Below are 23,261 nucleotides of genomic sequence, written 5' to 3'. Positions count from 1 at the left end.
CTCCTTATCCAGGAGGGGTTGTCTTCAATCGCTTACCTCCACGATCATTTCTATTTCCACGGCTATGTTTCTGGGTAAAGATCCCATTCCAACAGCCGCTCGTGCATGTTTGCCCCGATCACCGAATACATCCACCATCAGGTCAGAGAAGCCATTGATTACTTCAGGGTGATTGGTAAAGTCTGGAGAGGCATTGACCATACCAGTGACTTTGACTATACGGACCACTTGATTCAAATCTCCAACTTCCGCTTTTAAAGCCGCCAACTGAGCAATACCTGAAAGACGAGCTGCCTCATAACCTTGCTTTATCGTCAGGCTGTCACCAACTTTTCCCGTGACATTCCCTCCTTCAGGAAGTCTAGGCCCTTTTCCTGCCATGAACACGAGATTGCCACTTCGTACGGCATTGACATAATTGGCCACCGGTGCTCCAGGCTCCTTGAGTTCAATCCCCAATTCTTTGATCCGCTCCTCCACATCATAGTGGTATAGTGGTTGCTCCTCCTGGGGAGATGCACACGCAATCAAGAATAACAGTACTATCGATAAATTCTTCATGGTGATATCATTTTCCACCACCATCTTTTTTCTTCTTGCCAAACAAGTCCTTTACAGCATCTTTAGCTTTGTCTTTTACCTCTTCTTTGGCTTCTTCCTTCACCTCTTCGGCTTTTTCTTTCACTTCAGTTTTAGCGGAATCAACTTTTTGAGTGACTACTGCTGTTGCAGAATCTTTGGCTTCCGTCACTGCTTTTTTCACCTCCTCTTTTTTCTCTTCCACCTTCTCTTTGGCTTGCTGCTGAAGGGCTGCTTTTACTCCAGTGGATCCACCTCCACCACTCGGTCCAGCACTAAGTAGTTTCACCTTAGGTTCGTCATAGGTACCAGCAATTCCCAGGTTAAGGGTAATATCCTTACCTACCGCATTGTCTATGCCGGCGAAGTTAGAAATGGCACTATTGAGTGCTTCACCTACCTGACCCGAAGGAACATCCATGGCCATGGCATAATCCAAACTTCCATCTACACCTGTACTTCCACCAACAGTGGCTTTTCGGCCAGCAAACTTGATATCAAAAGGCTCTACCCATAGTCTGCCGTCATGGATTTCTGCAGACATGATGACATCTTTCAACGAGACCTCACCATCTCCCTTATCCAACTTGCTTACACTGGAAACGGCAGATAACAGCTTTACATCTTTTAAAGCAGCCTGAGCTACTTTCACCAGACCAGCTCCCTGCATGTCGTCATAGTTAGGCATCATCCCTTCTCCTATCGAGCCGCCTATTTTAAAATCAGTGGAGAACTTACCGGTCATCTTCTCAGCCACAGGCACCAATTGCTGAATAGTGGTAAAGGATTGGAAAGCAGAAGCAATCGACATCCCCTTGATGCTAAAGTCAAAGTCATAAAGTGGATCAGTTAGGGCCATCGCAGAATTGTACGCACCACTCATTTCGAACTGTCCATCCAGCAGGTTAAAGCCCACTTTTTCCATTCGAACGGCTCCATCGCGCACGATCAATTTTCCATTGAAATTTTTCAACTCCAAATCATCATATAGAATGGACTCAATGTTAGAAGCCAGCACAAAGTCTACGTTTTCGGGAATTCGAACAATCTCTAGTGCTGCAGTATCTTCTGTTACCTCCTCTTCGCTTTCCGTCATCCACTCGTTGGCATCTACCATCGCCGAACTAAAGTTTAGATTACCATAAAGCATGGCGCTATCGTTCAGCGCATATGCCAGGTAATTGGAAATTTTTCCATCCATGTTGAGGTCTGTTTTACCTGCATTTCCTTTGAAGTTGGCCAGGGTAATTTCTTTTGGGTCCAGGGTCATCTTGGTATTGGCAATACCAAACCCTTGCGGAAGATCTGGACTTTCATAATAAAAATCAGAAATTTCCATGCTTCCGGTTGTTGGCAAATTGGCATAGCGCTCTGCCTCCAGGTCAGACATTCTTCCTTTAGTGTTCAGTTGCGCATTAACCTTACCCTTTAGGATGGTTTCTTCCAGCTTGACCACCTGGGTGATCTTTTCAAGATCGATGTTTCCATTCATACGGAAGTCCCAGTAATAGTCCTCCAAGTCCTTAAAGTCTAAGTAAGCAGTCAGCTCTTCTCCGTCAAGAAGCATGTGGAATTTGTCCATCAAAAAAGACGTCTCCCTCAAGTTCGCCGATGGCATATCGAAAGTGGCCTTTACCTCTATTTGCTCCATTGGCACTGGGTATTCAGCATAGACAATCTTACCGCCTGAAATACCAAAGTTGGCCAGTACCTGAGGCATGCTGGACTCATTGTAGGTACCGCGAACGTATCCATCAAAGCCCACTGTACCTGAGGCCGTGACGCCATCCAGATACTCCTGATAGGTTCCTGGAATTAAAGAAAGAACACTAATCAAATCAATTTCTTTACCGGCAAAGGAGATGTCCATGTCAATATCCTCAGCTGGCAAGCTGATGAAGCCATCAAACCCAAAACCAAAATTGCTGAGACTAACTTGGTTTTCCTTAAATGTAAATTTCATGTTGGCCAGATCCATGGCCATTGTGATATCGGCATTTAAGGACTTTTTATAAATATAGTCCACACCATCGTAGCTGAACGTCATGGCATCTACTGAGGTAGTCGTGATCATGTCAAAAACATCCTGCGAAAAATCTCCTGATCCGGAGTGGTTAAGCCCAGAAATAGCTGCTACCATAGGAGTGGCTGCATCCGCATAAACCACATTAGCGTTGACAATTTCCCATCCCTGAATCTTGATGGACAAAGGAGCGCTTTCGCTGGTTTCCTCTTCCTCGGTGGGTTCCTCAGATGGCTTAGCAATGTCGTAGTTGGCTGTGCCATCTTGTAGCACCAGCACATTGATGGTGGGTTCCAGTAAAGACACATTCACAATCTCAATCTGATCACCGCTAATCACAGACATGATGTCCAATGTCAAACTAAACTCCTTGATATCCGCCAGAGTATCCGTTTCGAAAGGTTCTATGCCCACTATCCCAAAATCACCGACTGTGACAGAGATATCGGGAAAGCTTTTGAAGAGTGTGACACTGAAAGCATCCGTATCATAGTATACTTTGGCGTTGAGTGCATTGTCCAGCTCCTTATCAATAGCAGCCTGAATGTCGTCCTTAAATAGGATCGGTAGGGCAATCGCTGCAATCAGGATTAACCCAATGAGAGATGCGAGAATAATGAGTACTTTTTTCATAGCTTGTGGTTCGTATTGTATGCTAAAAAATCTTCTAGTAAGTGGAAAGTGATTGCCGGATATGGCTTCATATTTCCAAATTTGCTATACCAAATTACTTATTTAACAGATACAAGTCGAGTGTGTTGTCAAGAATTAATAATCAGGTGATCTAATAGTGCGATCTGTTACTTTACTGCATTTTTATCAGGATGAACACTGATACTAAAGAAGTGATAACAATGTAGACAAGATTGGCTAGCACATAGGCCAGAATGTTTTTGAACATAAACCAAAAACCACGCTTGTGCATCCATGCAGCCAGCATCCAAAGGTAATAAGTCAGCGAGATGACTAACATTACATATAAAATCCAGGAGGAAGATGTGATAATGGTCAATCCCACTAATAAGATAGTGATGACATTAATAGCACAAATCTGATAAGTCTGCATTACCAAATGTTCCGCATAATTGTATCCAGCCTTCCTGTTGAACAGGTATGAAAACAGGGCATAAACCGGAATAGCGACCCATAATATAAGGTTATACCAGTCCAGGAAAAAGTTCTGAAGATTTTTAGGATCGATCTGATCATCACTCCCATAGTCGTTAAACCCCTTAGAAAAGTCGGTAAAAAACGTTTCAGGAGCTAGCAAATACAATAGAAACAAACTGAGACCAGTAGTCAGCAATAACAGTCTAAACGCGTTAAATATCCGAAATCGCCCATCATGAAGATATAGACTCAACAAGCGGCCTGGTTTTGTAAACAGTAGTTTAAGTGTATAAATAAGTCCGCGCTCAATATTGAACGCACTAATTGCATCTGTAACAACTCCTGTAACAGTAATGCGCTGAATGGTTCGCTCTTCACGAATAGTGATGGGAAAGTCTGGTCTTTCATTTTCCATAGATTAAAAATAGTCCATTCCAGAGATTATTTCAGCCGTGCTGTTATACCTAGTTCAAAATGTCGTTATTACTACCAGATGAACGGAGCAAAATTCAGACAAGACATTCTTCCTCTTACCCAAAAGATCTATCCAATGGTCTACCGAATGCTGGGCAATAAGGAAGACGCTCATGACGCAGTACAAGAAGTAATGCTGAAACTCTGGGACAAACGTAAACAGCTCAATAATCACCCAAACGTAACTGGTTTTGTGCTGCTGACCGCCAAAAATCATTGTTTGGATTTACTAAAAAAACGGCATCCCTTGTTTGTGAATGCGGCTGACTATGAATCTGCGGACCACCACAATTCACAAAAAGAAATAGAATGGAAGGAGCTGAATGGAATCATCCGAGAGATGCTAATGGAGCTGCCTGAAAGTCAGCGTGAAGTGCTCGCCATGCGTGACCTGGATGGATTGGAGTATTCAGAAATTGCTGATACAACAGGTTTAAAAATCGAACACGTGCGGGTCTTGCTCTCCCGGGCACGAAAACAGATCGGGTCAAAACTCAAAAAGATCTATAGCTATGAGTGATAAGGACATCTATAAAAAATACCTGGAAGGTGAGTCTTCCATTCCCGAAGAGGAAATACTGCTCAACTCTGACCAAGCAGAGCCAGCCCTAAAGCCATGGGCAGATTACATCAAAGGAAACAAAGTACAAGCACCTGATGGAATGGAGGATACCATTTGGCGGTCCATTCATCAAAAACGAAAAGAAAAAAAACGATGGATCTATGGGCTGTCTGGGGCTGCAGCATCGATCACCATCATTCTGGGTTTTTGGTTCAGTACTACCAGCGAGTCTAGTGAGATGAGCGTCAGCCAAAAAGAAGCACTACTAAACGATGCGAGAGCCATGTTCCAGACCAAAGAAAACGATCAAAAAGAAATTCTCTACAGCGATGAGCTGATTGAAATATATGTAGCTACGAAGTAATCCAATTGTTAAAAACGAAAACGAGTAAAAATGAAATATGCAATCATAGTAATCAGTTTATGGACTTTGTCTTTGAGTTCTTTGTATGCTCAGGAGCCAAGTAGTGACAAGGAAAATGAAAAAGAAGTCAAGGTCAGTTTAAAAGATGGTGCCAAACCAGATATCTACATAGATGGCAAAAAGTATGACTATGAAATCATGGAACTACTAGATCCAGATAAAATCAAAGCGATTAACGTCATCAAAGGGGATGAAGCAAAGAAAGAATACAATGCGCCAAACGGCGTAATCCTCATCACCACCAATCGCGAAAATCCTTCCATAAAAGTGGACATCAGCAAAAGCGATGATCAACAGGACACCAAAGTGATGATTCGCAGTGGTGGAAGTGATGACCCTTTGGTAATTATTGATGGCAAGGTTTCATCCAAGTCCAATCTGGACCAACTCAAACCGGATGAAATTGATGTAATAGAAGTGGTAAAAGGTGAGAAAGCGGCTAAGGAATACCAGTCTGCCAGTGGGGTGATCATTATCACTACCAAAAAGAAAAAGAAGAACTAAACAACTATCTAACCCTCTACAAGCCTACTTTTTGATCGACAGGTATTGTTAGAGGGTTAGATACTTTTCGTCTTCCATCGATTCTTCCTTACCTTTGGAGAATCAGAATTTACAAGGGGGTGCTCCTCAAAACAGGAGCTGAGATCATACCCGTGACCTGATCTGGATAATGCCAGCGTAGGAATTGTAGTCATCACCAAGTGATATATAATCTACTATTTTCAGGGCATTACTCAGGTTTTCAAAAACTGAACGACCAATGAGTAATATTCAAACAAAACAAAAGTTTGACGTGGCTACCGGCGAGCTGCGCAACTGGCAAGGACGTAAGGAGTGGTTTTTTAACCGTGACGACACGGACCACTATGAGGACTATTACGAAGGTCCCTACAAACGACAGGAAGTTTGGCAAAAAAGAACCCTGGAGCAACTCATCAAAAAGGATACGCGAGTCAAAACACTGCTAGAGTTTGGGTGCGGAACAACTCGATTCACCAGGTGGTGGCATGAGATCGGCATTGAAGCAACCGGTGGAGATATTTCTCCTTTCATGCTGGCGCAAGGTGTGCATCTGTTTGACGGAGATCTGGTGCTGGCAGATTCTCATCACATGCCTTTCAAAGACCACTCCTTCGATGCGCTGGCATTCGTCACTACGTTTGAATACTACAAAGATCCAGTGGCAGTCATTCGAGAGGCGGTTCGGGTAGGTAAGTACGGTATCATCATGGGCATGATGAACCGAAATACCCCGAAACTCATCCGCCGCAGGGTACAGCAAGCCTTCAACAAAAACAATTACTATGTCACTGCCAATTTTTATACTCCGAAAACACTAAAGGAACTAGTGGCCAAGGCCCTACCAGACAGAGATTATACCATTAGCTGGAGTGCAACCGGACTTCCAAAGTGGTTTCCAACTCAGCAATGGCAAGTTCCTTATGGTGACTTTTTCGGTTTTCACATTCAGTTGAACGACGTATAAGTAATGGGAGCATTTGATTCCAAAAGTGGTAAAGTAGGTGAAATTGATTTCAAGGAATTATTGCTGGGATCACTCGGGGCAGAGCGTCCTGAAGTAATCCATGGGGCCCAGTTTGGAGTGGATACGTCCATCATCGATTTGGGAGGTGGGCAAGGTCTGGCCATATCCAGCGATCCGCTCTCACTCATTCCATCCATGGGTATGGAGGTTTCAGCCTGGCTCTCCGTACACCTGTTGGTCAATGATATGGCCACTACGGGCTTTTGCCCGCAGTATGCACAGTTTGTGCTGAACTTGCCCACCAGCTTATCCAAAGAAGATTTCTCTTCCTATTGGTCACACATACACAGCTTGTGTAAAAAGCTGGGCATAAGTATCACCGGGGGCCATACTGGTCAAATACCCGGTCAGGAATCGACCATATCTGGCGGGGGTACTATGTTCTTACACGCTCCCATCCATCAAATGATCACTAGCAACCGAGCCCAGGCAGGTGATAAGCTAATCATGAGTAAAAGTGCCGGACTTTCTTCTACTTCGCTATTGGCTATGGCGTTTCCAGATTCGGTGTCTGATCAACTAGGAAGTGAAATTCAACAAAAAGCCGCTGCTAACTTCTGGCAACTTTCAGCTCTTCCAGAAGCACTGACTGCACGCAGGGTTTTAGCCAATGACGAGCTTCACGCCATGCACGATGTGACAGAAGGTGGGATCTTGGGCGCTCTCTACGAACTGGCACGCGCATCAGAGTGTGGATTTCAAGTAGACCTGAAGGCCATCCCACTTTACGAAGAGGCACTATCTGTGGCTGAACTTTTTGATATCAACCCATTAAAATCGATAGGAGCAGGATCTATGATTTTTGCTGTCAAACCAGGAAGTGAGCAAAAATTAATTGCTTCATTAGAAAAAGAAGGAATAGATGGTGCCGTGGTGGGAGAGCTTACCGATGAGTCTGTATTTCAATGTACGGACTATCAAAATCAAGAGAAAAAATATCACCCCACAGGGATAGACCCGTATTGGGAAGCTTTTTTTACAGCGTTGAATAAAGGATGGAAATGAGACGACTACAAGGAATTTATCTAGTGATAGATCCCTCTGCCGAACATGTGCTGGATCAACTATCCAAAGCTTTGCTGGGAGGCATTGACCTGATTCAGGTTTGGAACCATTGGCCAGCAGACTTTAGCATTCATCAAAAGACGGCTCTCATCCATCAAATCAAACAACTTGCTGGGATACATAACGTTCCCGTGCTGATGCATGACGACTGGAAATTGTGTGTGGAACTAGAACTGGATGGCGTTCACTTCGACAAGCTCCCAGTTGACTGGCCTGATGCCAAAGAATATACCAGAGATAAAATAACTGGACTCACTGTGGGCAACGATCCACACACTATCGAGCTGGCCGAAAAAGAAGGATTTTCATATCTCAGTTTTTGTGCGATGTTTCCCTCCACATCTGCTGGCAACTGTGAAATAGTGACACCAGAGTCGGTTAGGAAAGCTCGTGAGATAACGTCACGTCCCCTATTCCTGTCTGGGGGAATAAAACCCGAAAACCTGGAACTACTAAGAGGTCTGGACTTCCAGGGGGTAGCGATCATATCAGGAATAATGAGTTCTAATGACCCTGAAACTGCCGTTAAATCATATAGGAATAGACTAAATAAAATACAAAAGATACCAACAGCATGAGAAAAGCATTACTCGATAAAATGTGCTGTCCATTTGACAAACACGATCTTCAGGTCACCATTATTTCGGAAATTGACGAGGAGATCCATGAGGGTATTATGTTATGCCCGGACTGTCAGCGTTACTTTCCAATTATCTATGGAATACCGATCATGACACCAGATGAATACCGGCAAAAAGGTCTGGAAGCTCCCGTTATGGAAAAGTGGGGACTTTCTGTAGATCCTCATAACCCAGACAGGTTCAGGTTGGAAAACACTCAAAAGGTAATTGGGGATTGATTGCATTACCAAACCTCCAGTATCAACCCCTTTAGATATTCACCTTCTGGGTGAAAGATATTGACGGGATGGTCTCCTGGTTGCGATAAGCGCTCCAGCACTTTTACAGATCTACCTGACTGAATGGCCGCAGCGACTATTGCATTGTAAAACAATGTCTTGTCCACCACCTGCGAGCAGCTAAAAGTGAACAATATCCCACCTCGTTTGATCTGGCGAAGAGCCATTGCGTTCAGTCGCGTATATCCTTTTAGTGCATTGTGTCGGGCACTCATGTGCTTGGCAAAAGCCGGTGGGTCCAGCACGATCACATCAAAGTCTTCACTGTTTTGCTGCAAATACTCAAAAGTATCCATAGCAATGCACTCATGCTGTAAAGGATCAAATCCATTCACCTTTAAGTTTTCTATTGTTTGATCGATGGCGGATTTTGAGACATCAATGGACACCACATTGTCTGCACCAGCATGGAGAGCACATAGAGAAAAGCCCCCATTGTAGCAAAAAGTATTAAGCACCTTCTTCCCACGACTGTATTCGCCAAGCCGCTTCCTGTTTTCCCGCTGATCCACGAAAAAGCCTGTTTTTTGTCCATTGAGTAAATCTAGCTGATAAGTTATCGACCATTCCTTGGCTTCATAAACTTCTCTAGACTCCCCAAAGAGCACTTCTGCAGCCTCTTCCTTTGCATGACTTGGGTGTTTGAGAATGCAGGTTTTAAGTGAATCACCCAGCACCTCTTTAAGTGCCTCGGCAATTGCTCGAGACTGGAGATACATACCTTCGCTGTGTGGTTGCATGACTGCAGTATCTCCATAGATATCTACCACCAGACCAGTAAGCAAATCGCCCTCTCCATGTACTAATCGATAGATAGTTGTTTCATCAGACGGCAGGTCCAGTCTGGTTCGGGTATCGTGCGCCTTTTGGATGGCGTGGACCCAAAACTCATGATCTATTGATCGATCTTCAAATGAAATAATTCTAACTGCAATGGAGGCATTTTGATAATGACCTATGCCCAGGAACTTGCCATTCTTGGAGGTAATTCTTACCAGCTCACCATCCGAAATTTCCTCCTGCTTATTCAGCGCACCACTAAACACCCACGGATGTTGGCGTTGAAGTGATTTTTCTTTTCCCGGCTTTAAGGCTATTGTTTTCACAAGGCAATATTAAATGGATTTCCCTTCTTCTTGCATTCTGGCCTTTTTCTTAGCCAACAACTTTTTCTGATATTTTCCCTGCACTATATCAATTAACACCAGAATCGCTATCACAAAATAAAAAGTGGTCTTGCTCATTGGGGTAACCTCACTGCCAAAAAATTCCAGATGTGCCAGGTGGCCTCCCTCTGACAGAAGCATCACACCTACTAGAAATAATATAAATAGCCCTAAAACCTCATAAAGCCTGTTTTTGGCTAAAAACACCGAAACCTTGTCTGATAGCCAGATCATGAGCAATCCACTGATCACGATGGCTGCCGCCATTACCCAAAAGACATCACTTAATGCCATTGCACTCAAGATGGAATCAAATGAAAAAACCAGATTCATAATGACTATCATGGTTATGATCTTAGTCACTGATTCCTTCTTACGTTCTTCTTGGTCGTGTTCTTCAAGATAAACGAGATGCCAGATTTCCTTGAGGGCAGTATAGAGTATAAAACCTCCTCCAAATAGAACAATCAGACTATGCCCATTGAAAACACCATGCAGCCAGGCCGTGTCCACTTTAAACAGAGTATCCTGAAAGTACTTGATCAGGTTCACAAGGATAAATAGTAGACCAATTCTCAATACGATCGCGATGGCAATACCAGTGGTGCGAACCATTTTTTGTTTCTCTGGAGGTGCTCCTTTTGACTCCAGTGATATGTACAACAGATTGTCAAAACCAAGTACAGCCTGAAGCAGTATGAGCATGAGTAGCGTAATGATATTCTCGATCATGATGGATTGTTTTTATTGGGGTTCAAATATATGGATAGTGAAACAGACCCCAGAACTATCTTCATCTGGAATAGTACTAAATTGTATGACCAACTTCGTCTTATGAGATGTATCCTCTTGGTTTTCGTGATTCTAAGCAGTTGTGGCCCCATCCCGCGATTAATGAGAACCGTGCGTTCCAATAAGACGGATTGGATTTTGCAAAGCAACCACGAGAACCTGAAGGTCTACCTGCACCAGCAATCCCTAGCATCAATTGACACTAGTGAAAGCCTGGAAACAATAACTCTTGCTTATGAAATAGCCTTAACTTATGTAGCACCGAGTGCTTTCGAAGAGTCAGTCACCGTGTTGGTAGTAAAGGACGCTGATCATATGCATCAGCTAATCAAGAAGAAATCTAGTGGCATGGCATTCCCCAGGCAACACTTGGTGGTAGAGGTAGTAGGAGTAATCCAAACCAGTCATGAACTATTTCATCTTCTTTCGGAGAACTTTTGGGGTAAGAGTGCTGCCTGGATTGAGGAAGGCATGGCCATCCACTGTGACAATCAGTGGTGGGGCCACAATTTGCATGATCTTGCCGCGTATCTGAAGCAACAAAACCGCCTATATCCCCTGGAGACTCTGATGGACAACACATCATTCCATTCAGCCAATTCATTGTATTCCTACCCCCAGGCGGGAAGCTTTGTGAAGTACCTGAGCGAAAACTTTGGCAAAGACGCAATGTTCACCCTCTGGCAAACCAAAAACTTTCAAGAGACCTTTGGAAATAGTGCGTCGTACGTCTATCATGACTGGCTGCGATCATTAGACTCCCTGTCGGTCGTGCAGATTGATTATCCCATCCAGGACCTGTAAAACTCTTTTGTTCATCATAGGTTTAGCAACCTATGAAGGTTTTGCGCTTAATCCTCGGTGACCAACTCAATCACCAACACAGTTGGTTTGATTCCAAAAATCCTGATATACACTATGTATTGATGGAAGTCCGACAGGAAACAGATTATGTTCCACATCATATTCAAAAGGTCGTGGGGATTTTCGCAGCGATGAGAAACTTCTGCGAAGAACTCCGTGATCAGGGGCATCAAGTGCATTACTTCACTCTGGACGATGCTGCCAATGAGCAATCCATCCCAGACAACCTGGATAAGTTGATAAAAGCGCATCAAATCAATCTATTTGAATACCAACTACCTGACGAATACCGTCTGGACGAACAACTGCGCGAATTTTGCCAGACGCTAGATATTCAATGGAAGGCTGTGGATTCAGAGCATTTCTACACAACCCGCGAAGAACTCGGTGACTTTTTTAAGGGCAAGAAAACGTATCTGATGGAGTCCTTCTATCGGCACATGCGCAAAAAACATGATGTCATGATGGAGGGAAAAGAACCCGTCAGCGGTCAATGGAACTATGATAAGTCCAATCGAAAAAAGTTACCTGAGCATGTAGACATCCCTCAGCGAAGCTCACGAAATCATGACGTCTCTGAGTTGGCTGACTTGATCGAACAAGCTGGAGTGAAAACCATTGGTAGCATGAATCCTTCCAACTTTCAATGGCCCATTACCAGACGAGAGGCGTTGGCAGATCTTGACTTATTTTGTAAGCGGTTTTTGAAGAGCTTCGGCGACTACCAGGACGCTATGACCAGCCGCACCCCTTTTGGGTTCCATTCGCTTCTATCCTTTGCTATGAATGTAAAGCTTATCTCACCAAAAGAAGTGGTGGACAGAGTGGTAGATCACTGGCATCAGTATGAACAGGAAATAGACATTTCGTCGGTAGAGGGATTTGTGCGTCAGATCATTGGCTGGCGTGAATACATGCGGGGTATTTACTGGGCAAAAATGCCCGATTATGCAGAACTCAACTCTCTGGATCATACAAACAAATTACCTTCCTGGTATTGGGATGGCAACACCAAAATGAACTGTCTTCACCATGCCATCGGTCAATCTCTGGATCATGCTTATGCCCACCACATCCAGCGGCTGATGATCACTGGTAATTTTGCCCTATTGGCCGGTACAGATCCAAACGAAGTGGATCAGTGGTATTTGGGCATTTACATCGATGCGATTGAGTGGGTGGAAATCACTAACACCAGAGGTATGAGCCAGTTTGCAGATGGTGGTATTGTCGGCACAAAGCCCTACGTCTCCTCCTCCAACTACATCCACAAAATGAGTGACTACTGCAAGTCTTGTCACTACAGCCAGTCCAAAAAGGTAGGTGAAAAAGCTTGTCCCTTCAATTCACTCTACTGGAATTTCTATGACCGTCACCGTGAGCAGTTAGAAAAGAACCCGCGAATAGGGATGATATACAGGACCTGGGACAAAATGGACCATGAGACGAAAGAGGCCATCTTACAGCAAGCCTCAAACTATTTAGACCATCTGGATGATCTGTGATTCTCTCTATTTTTTCTCCAGTGTCAGAAAAATGTCTTCCATCAGCTGCAAGCGCACCTTACTGTCCAGTTTCTCCTTGATCAAAAACACCATACCTGGTGTCTCCTCATCGTTTCGGGTGATTAGTGAGTCATTGCTTACAGTCCATGACAAGGAATGATCCAGGGTGTCCTGGCTGAAAACGCACCCTTCAAAACCATAGGCCTTGATATTCAAACGATCGTCCTCAAAGGTGAACTGTCCGTTCATAGTAAAATCTGTGATCCCATCTATCCCTTCAAATGAGGCTGGGTCAGTTTCCCAGGTGGCTTTCCACGCACCATCCCAGCCAGCAGGTTGCTCACTGTTGCCAGAGGAACATGCATACATTAGGGCTGCGAAAAAAAGAAAAGGTAGTATCTGTTTCATAGCAATGCGAAAATAACACGCTAGAAGTACTTAAGCATCAACTGAATAAGCTTCTTTTTTAAGTTAGAGTACGGAGGCCGAACTGTTGAGGCGATCGTGAAACCAACCATTTGCCTCATTACGGACTTTTGGTGGGTGAATTCGAGGAATCCTGCATGTCCATGCGCTTTACCAATTCCACTGTTATTGACACCTCCCATTTGCAATTGGGGATGCCCAAACTGAACGACACTGTCATTGAAGACTAAAGAACCAGAGCTGGTTTCGTTTAATATGCGTTTTTTATGAGGGGAGCTTTTACTATAAAGATAGAGTGCGAGAGGCTTTGGTCGCTGGTTGATGTAGTCAATGACCTGATCCAGGTCCTGATAGATTATGATGGGCAGCACAGGGCCGAATATTTCTTCCTGCATGATGCGCATGTCGTCATTCACATTCCCCAGGATAATGGGTCCTATACTGAGTTCTTCTGGGGAATTACTACCTTCCATCAGCAGGTTAGCTCCTTTCTCAAGGGCATCGGCTAAAGTGTCACTCAGTCGTTCGTAGTGCTTCACATTAATAATAGATGTGTAGTCTTTCTTCTCAGCGTACATCTTATCAGCTGCTTTCTTTAGCTCCCCTATAAATCGCTGTGCCACTTTTTCATGAACAAACAGATAATCAGGTGCTACGCAAGTCTGACCAGCATTTGTCCATTTGGCCCAGGCCACTTTTCCTGCGGCATCTTTCAGACTAGCTGTTTGATCTATGATGGTTGGAGATTTTCCTCCAAGCTCAAGTGTAACAGAGGTCAGGTTTTGGGCAGCAGCAGCCATCACTATTTTGCCTACCTGTGGACTCCCTGTAAAGAAAATATGATCAAAAGGAAGTTTTAGTAAACTAGCAGCCACATCGGCTTCTCCCTCTATAAGTAGTACCTCATCCTGAGTAAAGACCTCCCGAACCATCTGACTGATCACCTTATTGGTGGCAGGAGTAAACTCAGACGGCTTCAGGACTACCGTATTCCCTGCAGCCACTGCTGATATCAGAGGACCCACTGCCAGGAGCAACGGATAATTCCAGGGAGAAATGATTAGCGAAGCGCCTTTGGGCTCATAATGAATATACGCTGCGGTACCCAGAAAAGTCAAACTGCCGCCTACTGAATCCGGCCTGGTCCATTGATGAATTTTGGCGATGGCATGACCTACTTCTGTTAACACAGGATACAATTCCGTAACATTAACTTCATCTTGGGGTTTCTTCAGATCGAGGTATTCTGCTGCTCGAATTTCATCCTGATGATTCAGTAGCCATCGCTTAAGCGCTTTCAATTTTGCCTTTCTGGCTATTATTGGCTGTTTTTTCAGCTTCACAGCAGTCCTTGAATGCTGCTCATACAAAGCAGAAAAGTCAATGTTTGTCGAAATCAGAGGCTCTGACATGATTGGGCAATGTTAATAATTAGTTCGTATGTTAACAATTTGTTAACTTTAGCGTAATATTAGAACACACATCCTTTCAAACGTTCGTGAAAATCAGACTCACCATAGCTCTTTTAATCATCTCCCTGGCTTCCTCAGCCCAGGAAAAACTGAGTGCAAGTCTATTTCATTCTACATTTGAACAGCAGGCTTTTGCAAATGCCGACCCATTACAGATCATGCTTGCAGCCGACCCGGTAGTTGATGCAACTAAATATAATGAGTATCTGGCGGACTTTCAGATTCACCTGGAGAAGCTGCACAAAAAGACTGACAAGCTCCATCCCAAAATGGTACTACAGTCGGTCTTCTATTACAGTCATCGCAAAAAACTAAGCTGGTACAATAACGAGGTATTGTTTTCAGATCTTTTCGAATCCGGGAAGTACGACTGCCTAACAGGCACAGCTTTTTATGCGGCTATTCTTCGTGAAATGGATATCCCTCACCAAATCTACGAATTCAACTACCATGTATTCCTCATTGCTCAGTTTGAGGACTCCCGGGTCCTTATCGAACCAACCGATGCGATCAATGGATTCATTACCGATGAAAAAGAGATAGCAGCGCAGATCGAACAGTTTAGCCAACTGGAAGGAATCACCGATAACCTTGAAGCTGTTTCAAATGAGATTTCTTTTAAGGACCTGGCAGGTTTACAATACTATAATATGGGTATAGATCTGTTTAATCAAGGTGATTACAAGGAGGCCTACACCAATATAGAAAAAGCCAACTATCTGTACCCAAGCAAGCGAATCAAAGAAATGCAACGCATTTTTAAAACCCAGGCTATGCTGGTTACCAGCAACTAGTTCACCTACTCCAACACCTTAAATTCAACCCTTCTGTTCTTGGCCCGATTAGCATCTGTGTCATTTTTCACGACTGGTTTGCTCTCACCATAGCCTTTGGATACCAAGCGATCGGAATCAATACCGTTTTCGCGGAAGAAATTGTAGACTGCTTTGGCTCTTCGTTCAGACAGCTTTTGGTTGTAGGCATCGTTTCCTACATTATCCGTGTGCCCACTTATTTCTATTCTCTTAATGTCCTTGTTTTCGAGGTATTCGAGTAAGCGATTAAGCTCAGGATATGAAGCGGTCTTGAGCACTGACTTATCAAAATCAAAGAAAATGTTGTTTAGAACGATAGTTACACCAGTTTCAATTTTAGATAGCTGCAGATCCAACTCTCGTGTCTCATTGGCAGCTAAAGTATTCAAGTCAATGTTCTCATCCGTACTGAGGTATCCTTTCTTCTCGGCGTGCAAGCCATACCGGGCTCCACCACGAATACTCATCTCATAGCTGCCATCCGCTGCGGTTTCTGTTTCACCCATTGCTACACCATCAGGAAGCCTCTCCACAATGACCGGTACGCCAGCCATTGGTTGCTTGCTCGTGGTTTCTATTACTTTTCCCTTCACCGTAACGATGTAGTCTTCAGGTCCTATAGCCAGATGCCCTACCGATGACATTAACTTACTGGTCTTATCTACAAAAAGCTCATTGGCCTTGAAACTGAATATATCCGTGTTTTCATCCACATCTCCTCGTGAGAAGTAGATATGTCTACCGGAGGATGGAATGCTGAAATACTGATCATCAGCTTCAGAGTTAACACTTGCTCCCAGGTTCTCTGGTGCAGACCAGCGCTCCCATGTGTTGTCAAGCCGTATAGCTACATAAATATCTGAGCCTCCATATCCGCTGATTCCACTTGTGGAATAGTACAAGGTCTTGCTATCCATTCCTAAAAAAGGTGAGTAGTCATCTGCTGCGGTGTTTACCTCATTTCCAAGGTTTTTTGGCTCGGACCATGTTTTGCCTTCTTTAAAGCTCACATATAGATCTCTCCCTCCATAGGAGTCATCGCGTTCGGCAGAGATTACCATTAGCTCTCCGGAGTTACCCATGAAGTAATCCACTTTAGGAGCATAGTTGTAGTCGTTGGATACCTCTACAGATTCAGGATCATCAAATTTATCCCCTTTACGAGTGGTCATGGACACACCGGAATACATTCTACCTTGTTTACCATATCGGTTACCCAGAACCAAGGTTTCCTTTCCGTCTACCATGGTTATGGAACTTATAAAATTTGGTCCTGCTGTATTTAATGGTGGGCCGGCGTTTTTAGCTGGTAGCCATTCGCCAGTTTCTTCATCCAGCTCCGAGTACCATATATCCTCCACATCATCTGCACCACCGACGTTGCCCGGGTGATACCTTCTACTGAAATAGAGTCGCTTACCATCTGGTGAAATGATCGGGCTGTGTTCAATATACTGACTGTTGACGTTTGCACCGAGTTTTTCCGCTTCCACATTTTGAGCTAAACCTGGCACCAGATTGATCAGCACAGTAATGGGAAGGTTAGATGCTGACACTCCAATGGCATCAATAGCATTGTAGCCAGGCACTGCATCTCCGTCTATTTCCACCCTGATGGCATATATATCATAGGGTGTTGGGTCGAAAAACAAGTTGAGCAATCTACTCTCTAATGGGATTGGTCTGGCTGTAAGTTCGAACAGTAAATACTCGTTGTACTCGCTATCATAAGCGAATACTTTGGTAACTGCTCCTGGATTTTCAGACTCTGCAATGGCTACCTGACGAGCTTTTATGGGCTTGTCAAAAGAGACCATTATGAAATCCTGATTACTTTCCGTTTTTGGTCGCCATGCATTCGGATTGTCTCCTCCTGCCGGTAATACGTTTGGCTTATGTAATGCCTGAATAGCAGAATATTCCAGAGGTGAATATTCACTGGAAACGTCAACCACGTCTGTACCCCAAACGATGGTTTCTTGTGCATTAATCGTGAAAAACGAAGCAATTGCTAGCAACGAAAGGGCTAATGTCTTTTTCATAGTTTCGATTATCTTCTGAGTACCCTAACTTCTACTCGTCTGTTTCTGGTCTTGGCCTCATCCGTCCGCTCAGTTGTGAGTGGGTCGGTCCCACCAAAAGCTTTGGTAAAAACTCTATTCTTTTTTATTCCTTTATCCACCAAATATTCTTTGACGGCTTCTACCCTAGCTTGTGAAAGAGCCATGTTGGCTTCAGCATTCCCAGCAAAATCCGTATGTCCTTCGAGTTGTATGACCATGTTGGGTCGTTCATCTAAATAAGCCACTAGCTCGTCCAGACTGGAATAGGAGCTTTCAGAAATGCGATCACTTCCTCGTGAGAAAATTAAGTTTTCGATGGTCATTAGCTCCAGCTCTTCGTCTGGTTTGAGATAGAGATCCATCTGCATCTCGTCATTGCCAACGGTTATCTGCTTGGTCAGTTCTTCGTATCCAGACTTAGTTAGTTTGAAATTATAATCTGTACCGTTTAGTAAGTAGAGTTCGAAGGCTCCTTCGGCTGTACTCTTATTCATCCCCATATCGTCATAGTATGGCAGCTTTTCATACAGCATGGAAGCAGCCGCTACTGCGGAAGAGTCTTTGGCACTGAGTATTTGACCATATACACGAACGTACTGATCTGATGCCTGACCAAAACATAATAATGTAAATAATGCTAGGCTGAAGGTTAACGCAATCTTAGGCATTCCGTAAATTTTGGTGACAAGGCCAAATTAACGGAAAATATGCTAATAAATAAAATTAGTAGTTGGGTCTTTAATGCTGGTTTAGAGGAATTTGCGCCAATACTGCTTTCTTTTCAGGTTGTTTGGACTCCAAATGCATCAGTTTGTTCATCACCACATTTTTAGTGTGGAGGTAGTCATTAAGCTTGGATGGGTCGATTGGCTCCGAAGGTGGCAGCTCCACACGCTGAGAATCAACTTGTCTTCCGTTCTTCCAAAATCTAAAACAAAGGTGAGGTCCAGTCGCCAAACCAGTGCTGCCTACATAACCGATCACCTGGCCTTGTTCTACGGTAGTGCCCGGACGAATGCCGCGCTTGATGCTCTGCATGTGTAAGTACTGGGTGGTGTAATTGCTATTGTGCCTGATTTTCACATAGTTTCCATTGTACTTACCGTAGGTAGCTTCTAACACCACTCCTTCACCCACTGACCAGATGGGAGTTCCCGGATTAGCTGCGTAATCTGTGCCTAAGTGTGCCTTGTATCTTTTTTGCACTGGGTGAAACCTCCTGGGGCTGTAACTAGAGCTTATTCTTTTGTAAGAAAGTGGGTCTTTCAGGAAGGTTTTGCGGAGGCTGTTGCCATCCTCATCAAAGTAGTCTGAATCTCCACCTTGTTCATAGTGAACTGCATAATACTCCTTTCCCCAATGTTTAAAGTAAGCGCCGGTGATTTCACCAATACCAACTACTTTATCTCCAACTCGCTGTTCCTCATAGATGACTTTAAATTCATCACCCACCTGAATATGAACGAAACTGACCTGCCATGCGAATATTTCAACTATTCTGTTTTCCAATAGTATACTGCCTCCTGCATCGGCGATGGTCTGGCTCACGCTTGAACCTTCTTCAATTGTTGCTACGAAGGTTTTTTCTTCTGTGATGACTTCTCTTTTGACGTTTTCAGCAAATATGGTGTCTGCCAGGTTGAACACTACAAACTGCGTAGGATCTGGCTCAAAAATCATCTGACGTGCTTTCTTGCTGGAATCACGCTCATGTATAATCGTAAATGGATAGCCTGCCTTTAGTAGTCTGACATCAAACACGCCTTTAGCTTTATTGGCCAGCTCGTAGATGTCTTCATTCGAGACGTCAAATTCTGAGAGAATATTGGACAAACTCTGTCCCCATTTTACCTTTCCCTCATATACATCAAAAGAATCGATAGGAATTCCGTATAGCAACGTTGGCTCTGGAATGGCAGCCAAAGCCGCTAAACTGTCCTGTATGGCCAACTCGCGTTCGCTAGCAAGTCTGGATTTTTGTGTAAAGAAATACGCAGCAGCTATTGCCGCTCCAATCAAGATGATAAAAATTCCCTTTTTCCACATATCAATAATACACTATCTCTTCTTCAAGGCCGATTTACCTTTCTTCAAAAACGACACAAAGTTATCAACATTTAAGTCATAAGCGGTAGGTTTCGTTAAAAGGTCGCCCTCAGGGCTCACAATTACATAAAAAGGCTGGGCATTGTTGTTGTATCTAGCGATCTGGAAATCTGCATTCTGCTTACCTATTGTTTTTTTCACCTTATCGTCATATGAGGAGGTATACCACTTGCTTTCTGGGAGCTCTGTTTTATCATCCACATACAATGCTAGAAGCACAAAGTCTCTTCTCAATAGCTCTAAAACCTGTGGGTCAGACCAAACTCTGGCCTCCATTTCCCGACAGTTAACACAGCCGTGACCAGTAAAGTCTATGAAAACTGGTTTATTGGTCGCCTTGGCACAAGCAAGTGCTTGTTCATAATCAAAGTAGCCCTGAAGGCCATGTGGCCAATGTAGAAAATCGTCGTAGAGGGGTTCTTCGCATTGCTCATTCACAGGCTGAGCTGGTGAACCACCAGAACTTCTGATCGCATCTACTAGACTAAAGTCATGGGTAGACATGGGAGGTAAGTAACCAGCCAGGGCCTTGAGCGGGGCACCAAATAACCCTGGGACCAGATAAATAACGAATGTGAAAGTGAGCATGGACAGCACCATGCGCGTGACCGAAACTTTGTTGGTGTCACTATCACCAGACAGCTTGATTTTTCCCAACAAGTACAAACCCAGGAAAGTGAAAATAACAATCCAAATAGCCAGGTAAATCTCTCGATCCAAAATCCTCCAATGGTAAGCCTGATCAGCAATACTCAAAAACTTGAATGCCAGAGCCAACTCGATAAAGCCAAGAACAACTTTCACTGAATTGAGCCAACCGCCGGATTTTGGAAGGGAGTTAAGCCAATTGGGAAACAAAGCAAACAAGGTGAACGGAACGGCAAAAGCTGCTGAGAAAGCAATCATACCTAAAACGGGCTTCAACGCCAGGCCACCGGCTGATTCTACCAATATACTTCCGACGATCGGGCCAGTACACGAAAAAGAAACTAACACCAGCGTAAGCGCCATGAAAAACACGCCTACTAACCCACCTTTATCTCCCATGGCGTCCACACTATTGACCCATTTGTGGGGAAGAGTAATCTCAAATAGCCCGAAGAAAGACAGAGCAAATACTACAAAGACCGTGAAGAAAATCAGGTTTGGTATCCAACCGGTCGCCAAATCATTGGCCGTCTCTGGTCCCATAAAAGGTGCCAGTACCAACCCAATGAGCGAATAGATCAGGATAATCGAAAAACCATAAAACAGACTATTTACATATCTCCCTTTTTTGTGATTGTCCTTTCCAGTGAAGAAAGTCACGGTCATAGGAATCATTGGGAAAACACATGGAGTAAGCAAAGCAGCTAATCCGGCAAGGAAAGCCACTAGCATAAATGACAACAATGAATACGGATCATTAGAATCGCGCTGGTTCAGGAGGCCCTGGTCACCAGTAGAAGAGTCCGTCGTTGGAGACTTCTTCTTGGTTTTCTGAGCTTGAATGGAGAAGTCATCGTCAAATGGAATGCACTTTCCATCCACATCCGTACAAACCTGATAACTATACGTTCCATTTATTTGATAGCTCGGATCAAGAATCCTAACCTTCTGTTTGAACTGTGCCTTTTCATAAAAAATGCTCACTTCGCCTTCCCAGAGAGAATCATACTTCCTCTTAGGGTTAACAGGAACAACCTCTCCTACTAGCTCGAAGCTCTCGTGCGGGGTGAACTCAAACTCAGTAACCATCGGTCCAAGATCCGGGTCGAAATCTGTCGAATACAAGTACCAATTAGGATCAATTCTCACATCAAAGGTGACCGTGACCTCCTCGCCAACTTCAGGTGTTTTGTTGGACAGGCTTACGTTCCAGCTAGCTGGCTCCAGCACCTGCGCGTGGGCCGTGAAAAATAGACATACGGTAAGGATAAATCCTGCTAATCGCTGCATGTAGCTAAGGTTGTGTGATTTTAGTTTATCGCTCTAACTCTGAGAAAAACTGATAAAAATGACAAATCGTTTCTATTCCCTTATAAAAGTTGAACAAACCGTAACTTTCATTAGGTGAATGGATCGCATCTGAGTCCAAACCGAAACCCATTAATATTGGATCAAGCTCCAACTCTTGCTGGAAAAGCGCCACAATAGGGATACTTCCACCCTCTCGTGTAGGTATTGGGGTTTTTCCCCAAGCTTTCTCAAAAGCCTTACTTGCCGCCTGGTAAGCAGGAGATTCGGTGCTAATCACAGCTGGTTCACCTCCATGATGTGGTGTCACTTTTACCTTCACTGATTTTGGGGCTATTGCTTTGAAGTGTTTATCAAACAACTCGGTGATCTCATCACTCACCTGGTGTGGCACCAATCGCATGGAGATTTTTGCGTGGGCTTTTGAAGGCAGTACTGTTTTGGCTCCTTCGCCAATGTAACCGCCCCAGATACCATTTACATCCAATGATGGGCGGATTCCGGTGCGCTCTATGGTGGAGAAGCCTGCTTCTCCTTTGACATCATCGATCTTCAGGTCTTTCTTATACTCCTCCAGGTCAAAGGGCGCCTTAGCCATCTCATCACGCTGATCACGGCTGAGTTCCTCCACTTTGTCATAAAATCCCGGAATGGTGATTTTGCCGTTTTCATCCTGAAGGCTATTGATCATTTCACACAGCACATTGATCGGATTAGCCACCGCTCCTCCGTATACCCCTGAGTGTAAGTCTCTATTCGGACCAGTAACTTCCACCTCTAGATAGCTCAAACCTCTTAAACCTACCGTAATCGAAGGGGTATCATTACTAATGATCGAGGTGTCGGAGATCAATATGACATCCGCTTTTAACTTTTCCTTATTGTTTTTAACAAAATCTTCCAAATGAGAAGAACCCACTTCTTCCTCTCCTTCTATCATGAATTTGGCGTTGCATGATAATGAATCCGTCTGCATTAATGACTCAAACGCCTTGATGTGCATGTACATCTGGCCTTTGTCATCACAGGCACCTCGGGCATAAATTCGTTCGTTTTTGATCACCGGCTCGAAGGGTGGTGAGTCCCACAGCTCATAAGGATCGGCCGGTTGCACGTCATAATGACCATATACCAAAACAGTAGGCAAAGCCGGGTCAACGATCTTTTCAGCATAGATTATCGGGTGACCGGGAGTTTCTACTAACTCTGCTGTGGCTCCGGCAGCTTCTAATTTGACTTTTACAAACTCTGCTGCCTTTCGCACATCGCCTTTGAATTTGGAGTCGGCACTGACAGACGGAATTCTTAGAAGGTCTAATAATTCGTTGAGATAGTTTTCCTTATTTGCTTCGAAGTGTTGGATTGGGTCCATGAGGTGTTTTTTTCGGCAA

At 44.1% G+C, this 23,261-nt stretch carries 22 protein-coding genes and 1 riboswitch; of the genes, 10 read left to right on the top strand and 12 right to left on the bottom strand.

The window, feature by feature from the left end; genetic code table 11:
* Positions 1–24: 24 nt before the first annotated feature.
* From ACO067_RS12260 to ACO067_RS12250, 3 genes are all read right to left on the bottom strand, one after another.
* Positions 25–561 carry a RidA family protein gene (locus ACO067_RS12260; RefSeq protein WP_421874512.1) on the bottom strand — a complete coding sequence of 179 codons (537 nt, stop codon included), beginning with the start codon at positions 559–561 and terminating at the stop codon, positions 25–27.
* Between the two features lie 7 nt (positions 562–568).
* On the bottom strand, positions 569–3,235 hold the full coding sequence (locus ACO067_RS12255) for an AsmA-like C-terminal region-containing protein (protein WP_421874510.1): 2,667 nt from the start codon (positions 3,233–3,235) through the stop codon (positions 569–571).
* A gap of 172 nt (positions 3,236–3,407) precedes the next feature.
* Complete coding sequence (locus ACO067_RS12250; RefSeq protein ID WP_421874508.1) at positions 3,408–4,127, bottom strand: hypothetical protein; 720 nt, start codon at positions 4,125–4,127, stop codon at positions 3,408–3,410.
* A gap of 78 nt (positions 4,128–4,205) precedes the next feature.
* Between ACO067_RS12250 and ACO067_RS12245 the strand changes: the two genes are divergently transcribed.
* From ACO067_RS12245 to ACO067_RS12215, 7 genes are all read left to right on the top strand, one after another.
* Positions 4,206–4,706 carry an RNA polymerase sigma factor gene (locus ACO067_RS12245; RefSeq protein ID WP_421874506.1) on the top strand — a complete coding sequence of 167 codons (501 nt, stop codon included), beginning with the start codon at positions 4,206–4,208 and terminating at the stop codon, positions 4,704–4,706.
* Positions 4,699–5,112 (top strand): hypothetical protein, encoded by a 414-nt coding sequence (locus ACO067_RS12240; RefSeq protein WP_421874504.1) that lies wholly within the window; start codon positions 4,699–4,701, stop codon positions 5,110–5,112. Before ACO067_RS12245 ends, ACO067_RS12240 begins: the two co-directional genes overlap by 8 nt.
* A 30-nt stretch (positions 5,113–5,142) precedes the next feature.
* Positions 5,143–5,676, top strand: a complete 534-nt coding sequence (locus tag ACO067_RS12235) for a TonB-dependent receptor plug domain-containing protein (protein ID WP_421874502.1) — start codon at positions 5,143–5,145, stop codon at positions 5,674–5,676.
* Between the two features lie 105 nt (positions 5,677–5,781).
* Positions 5,782–5,877, top strand: a riboswitch (TPP riboswitch).
* Positions 5,878–5,935: 58 nt separating this feature from the next.
* Positions 5,936–6,661, top strand: a complete 726-nt coding sequence (locus ACO067_RS12230) for a class I SAM-dependent methyltransferase (RefSeq protein ID WP_421874500.1) — start codon at positions 5,936–5,938, stop codon at positions 6,659–6,661.
* 3 nt (positions 6,662–6,664) lie between these two features.
* Positions 6,665–7,726, top strand: coding sequence for an AIR synthase family protein (locus ACO067_RS12225; protein WP_421874498.1), 1,062 nt, complete (start codon positions 6,665–6,667; stop codon positions 7,724–7,726).
* Positions 7,723–8,364 carry a thiamine phosphate synthase gene (locus tag ACO067_RS12220; RefSeq protein WP_421874496.1) on the top strand — a complete coding sequence of 214 codons (642 nt, stop codon included), beginning with the start codon at positions 7,723–7,725 and terminating at the stop codon, positions 8,362–8,364. Before ACO067_RS12225 ends, ACO067_RS12220 begins: the two co-directional genes overlap by 4 nt.
* Positions 8,361–8,645: a Trm112 family protein gene (locus ACO067_RS12215; protein WP_421874494.1), complete on the top strand. Its 285-nt coding sequence runs from the start codon at positions 8,361–8,363 to the stop codon at positions 8,643–8,645. The genes ACO067_RS12220 and ACO067_RS12215 overlap by 4 nt, the downstream gene beginning before the upstream one ends.
* A gap of 5 nt (positions 8,646–8,650) precedes the next feature.
* Here the strand turns inward: ACO067_RS12215 and ACO067_RS12210 are convergent, their stop codons facing one another.
* Together ACO067_RS12210 and ACO067_RS12205 are read right to left on the bottom strand one after the other, a co-directional pair.
* Positions 8,651–9,811, bottom strand: a complete 1,161-nt coding sequence (locus ACO067_RS12210) for a class I SAM-dependent rRNA methyltransferase (protein WP_421874492.1) — start codon at positions 9,809–9,811, stop codon at positions 8,651–8,653.
* A 9-nt stretch (positions 9,812–9,820) separates the two neighbouring features.
* Positions 9,821–10,603, bottom strand: a complete 783-nt coding sequence (locus tag ACO067_RS12205; RefSeq protein WP_421874490.1) for a TerC family protein — start codon at positions 10,601–10,603, stop codon at positions 9,821–9,823.
* 162 nt (positions 10,604–10,765) lie between these two features.
* Here ACO067_RS12205 and ACO067_RS12200 point away from each other — a divergent pair, with 162 nt between their 5' ends.
* Both ACO067_RS12200 and ACO067_RS12195 read left to right on the top strand, forming a co-directional pair.
* Positions 10,766–11,467, top strand: a complete 702-nt coding sequence (locus ACO067_RS12200) for a hypothetical protein (protein WP_421874488.1) — start codon at positions 10,766–10,768, stop codon at positions 11,465–11,467.
* 32 nt (positions 11,468–11,499) lie between these two features.
* A complete protein-coding gene (locus ACO067_RS12195; RefSeq protein ID WP_421874486.1) occupies positions 11,500–13,032 on the top strand; it encodes a cryptochrome/photolyase family protein in 1,533 nt (510 codons plus the stop codon).
* A gap of 6 nt (positions 13,033–13,038) precedes the next feature.
* Here ACO067_RS12195 and ACO067_RS12190 read toward each other — a convergent pair whose 3' ends face one another.
* Positions 13,039–13,440, bottom strand: a complete 402-nt coding sequence (locus ACO067_RS12190; RefSeq protein ID WP_421874484.1) for a hypothetical protein — start codon at positions 13,438–13,440, stop codon at positions 13,039–13,041.
* A 20-nt stretch (positions 13,441–13,460) separates the two neighbouring features.
* Positions 13,461–14,870, bottom strand: coding sequence for an aldehyde dehydrogenase family protein (locus tag ACO067_RS12185; protein ID WP_421874482.1), 1,410 nt, complete (start codon positions 14,868–14,870; stop codon positions 13,461–13,463).
* A gap of 86 nt (positions 14,871–14,956) precedes the next feature.
* Here ACO067_RS12185 and ACO067_RS12180 point away from each other — a divergent pair, with 86 nt between their 5' ends.
* A complete protein-coding gene (locus tag ACO067_RS12180; protein WP_421874479.1) occupies positions 14,957–15,724 on the top strand; it encodes a hypothetical protein in 768 nt (255 codons plus the stop codon).
* 5 nt (positions 15,725–15,729) lie between these two features.
* Here ACO067_RS12180 and ACO067_RS12175 read toward each other — a convergent pair whose 3' ends face one another.
* The 5 genes from ACO067_RS12175 to ACO067_RS12155 form a co-directional block, all read right to left on the bottom strand.
* Positions 15,730–17,787, bottom strand: coding sequence for an OmpA family protein (locus ACO067_RS12175; protein WP_421874478.1), 2,058 nt, complete (start codon positions 17,785–17,787; stop codon positions 15,730–15,732).
* A gap of 8 nt (positions 17,788–17,795) precedes the next feature.
* Positions 17,796–18,476: an OmpA family protein gene (locus tag ACO067_RS12170; protein ID WP_421874476.1), complete on the bottom strand. Its 681-nt coding sequence runs from the start codon at positions 18,474–18,476 to the stop codon at positions 17,796–17,798.
* A gap of 70 nt (positions 18,477–18,546) precedes the next feature.
* Positions 18,547–19,854 (bottom strand): peptidoglycan DD-metalloendopeptidase family protein, encoded by a 1,308-nt coding sequence (locus tag ACO067_RS12165; RefSeq protein WP_421874474.1) that lies wholly within the window; start codon positions 19,852–19,854, stop codon positions 18,547–18,549.
* Positions 19,855–19,866: 12 nt separating this feature from the next.
* On the bottom strand, positions 19,867–21,852 hold the full coding sequence (locus ACO067_RS12160) for a protein-disulfide reductase DsbD family protein (RefSeq protein ID WP_421874472.1): 1,986 nt from the start codon (positions 21,850–21,852) through the stop codon (positions 19,867–19,869).
* A gap of 25 nt (positions 21,853–21,877) precedes the next feature.
* Positions 21,878–23,242 carry a dipeptidase gene (locus ACO067_RS12155; protein ID WP_421874470.1) on the bottom strand — a complete coding sequence of 455 codons (1,365 nt, stop codon included), beginning with the start codon at positions 23,240–23,242 and terminating at the stop codon, positions 21,878–21,880.
* Between the last annotated feature and the right edge of the window lie 19 nt (positions 23,243–23,261).

Source organism: Marinoscillum sp. (genome assembly GCF_965229915.1).
GTDB lineage: Bacteria > Bacteroidota > Bacteroidia > Cytophagales > Cyclobacteriaceae > Marinoscillum.
Note: the sequence above shows the minus strand (reverse complement) of the source record. Positions and strands in the feature narration are given on the sequence as shown.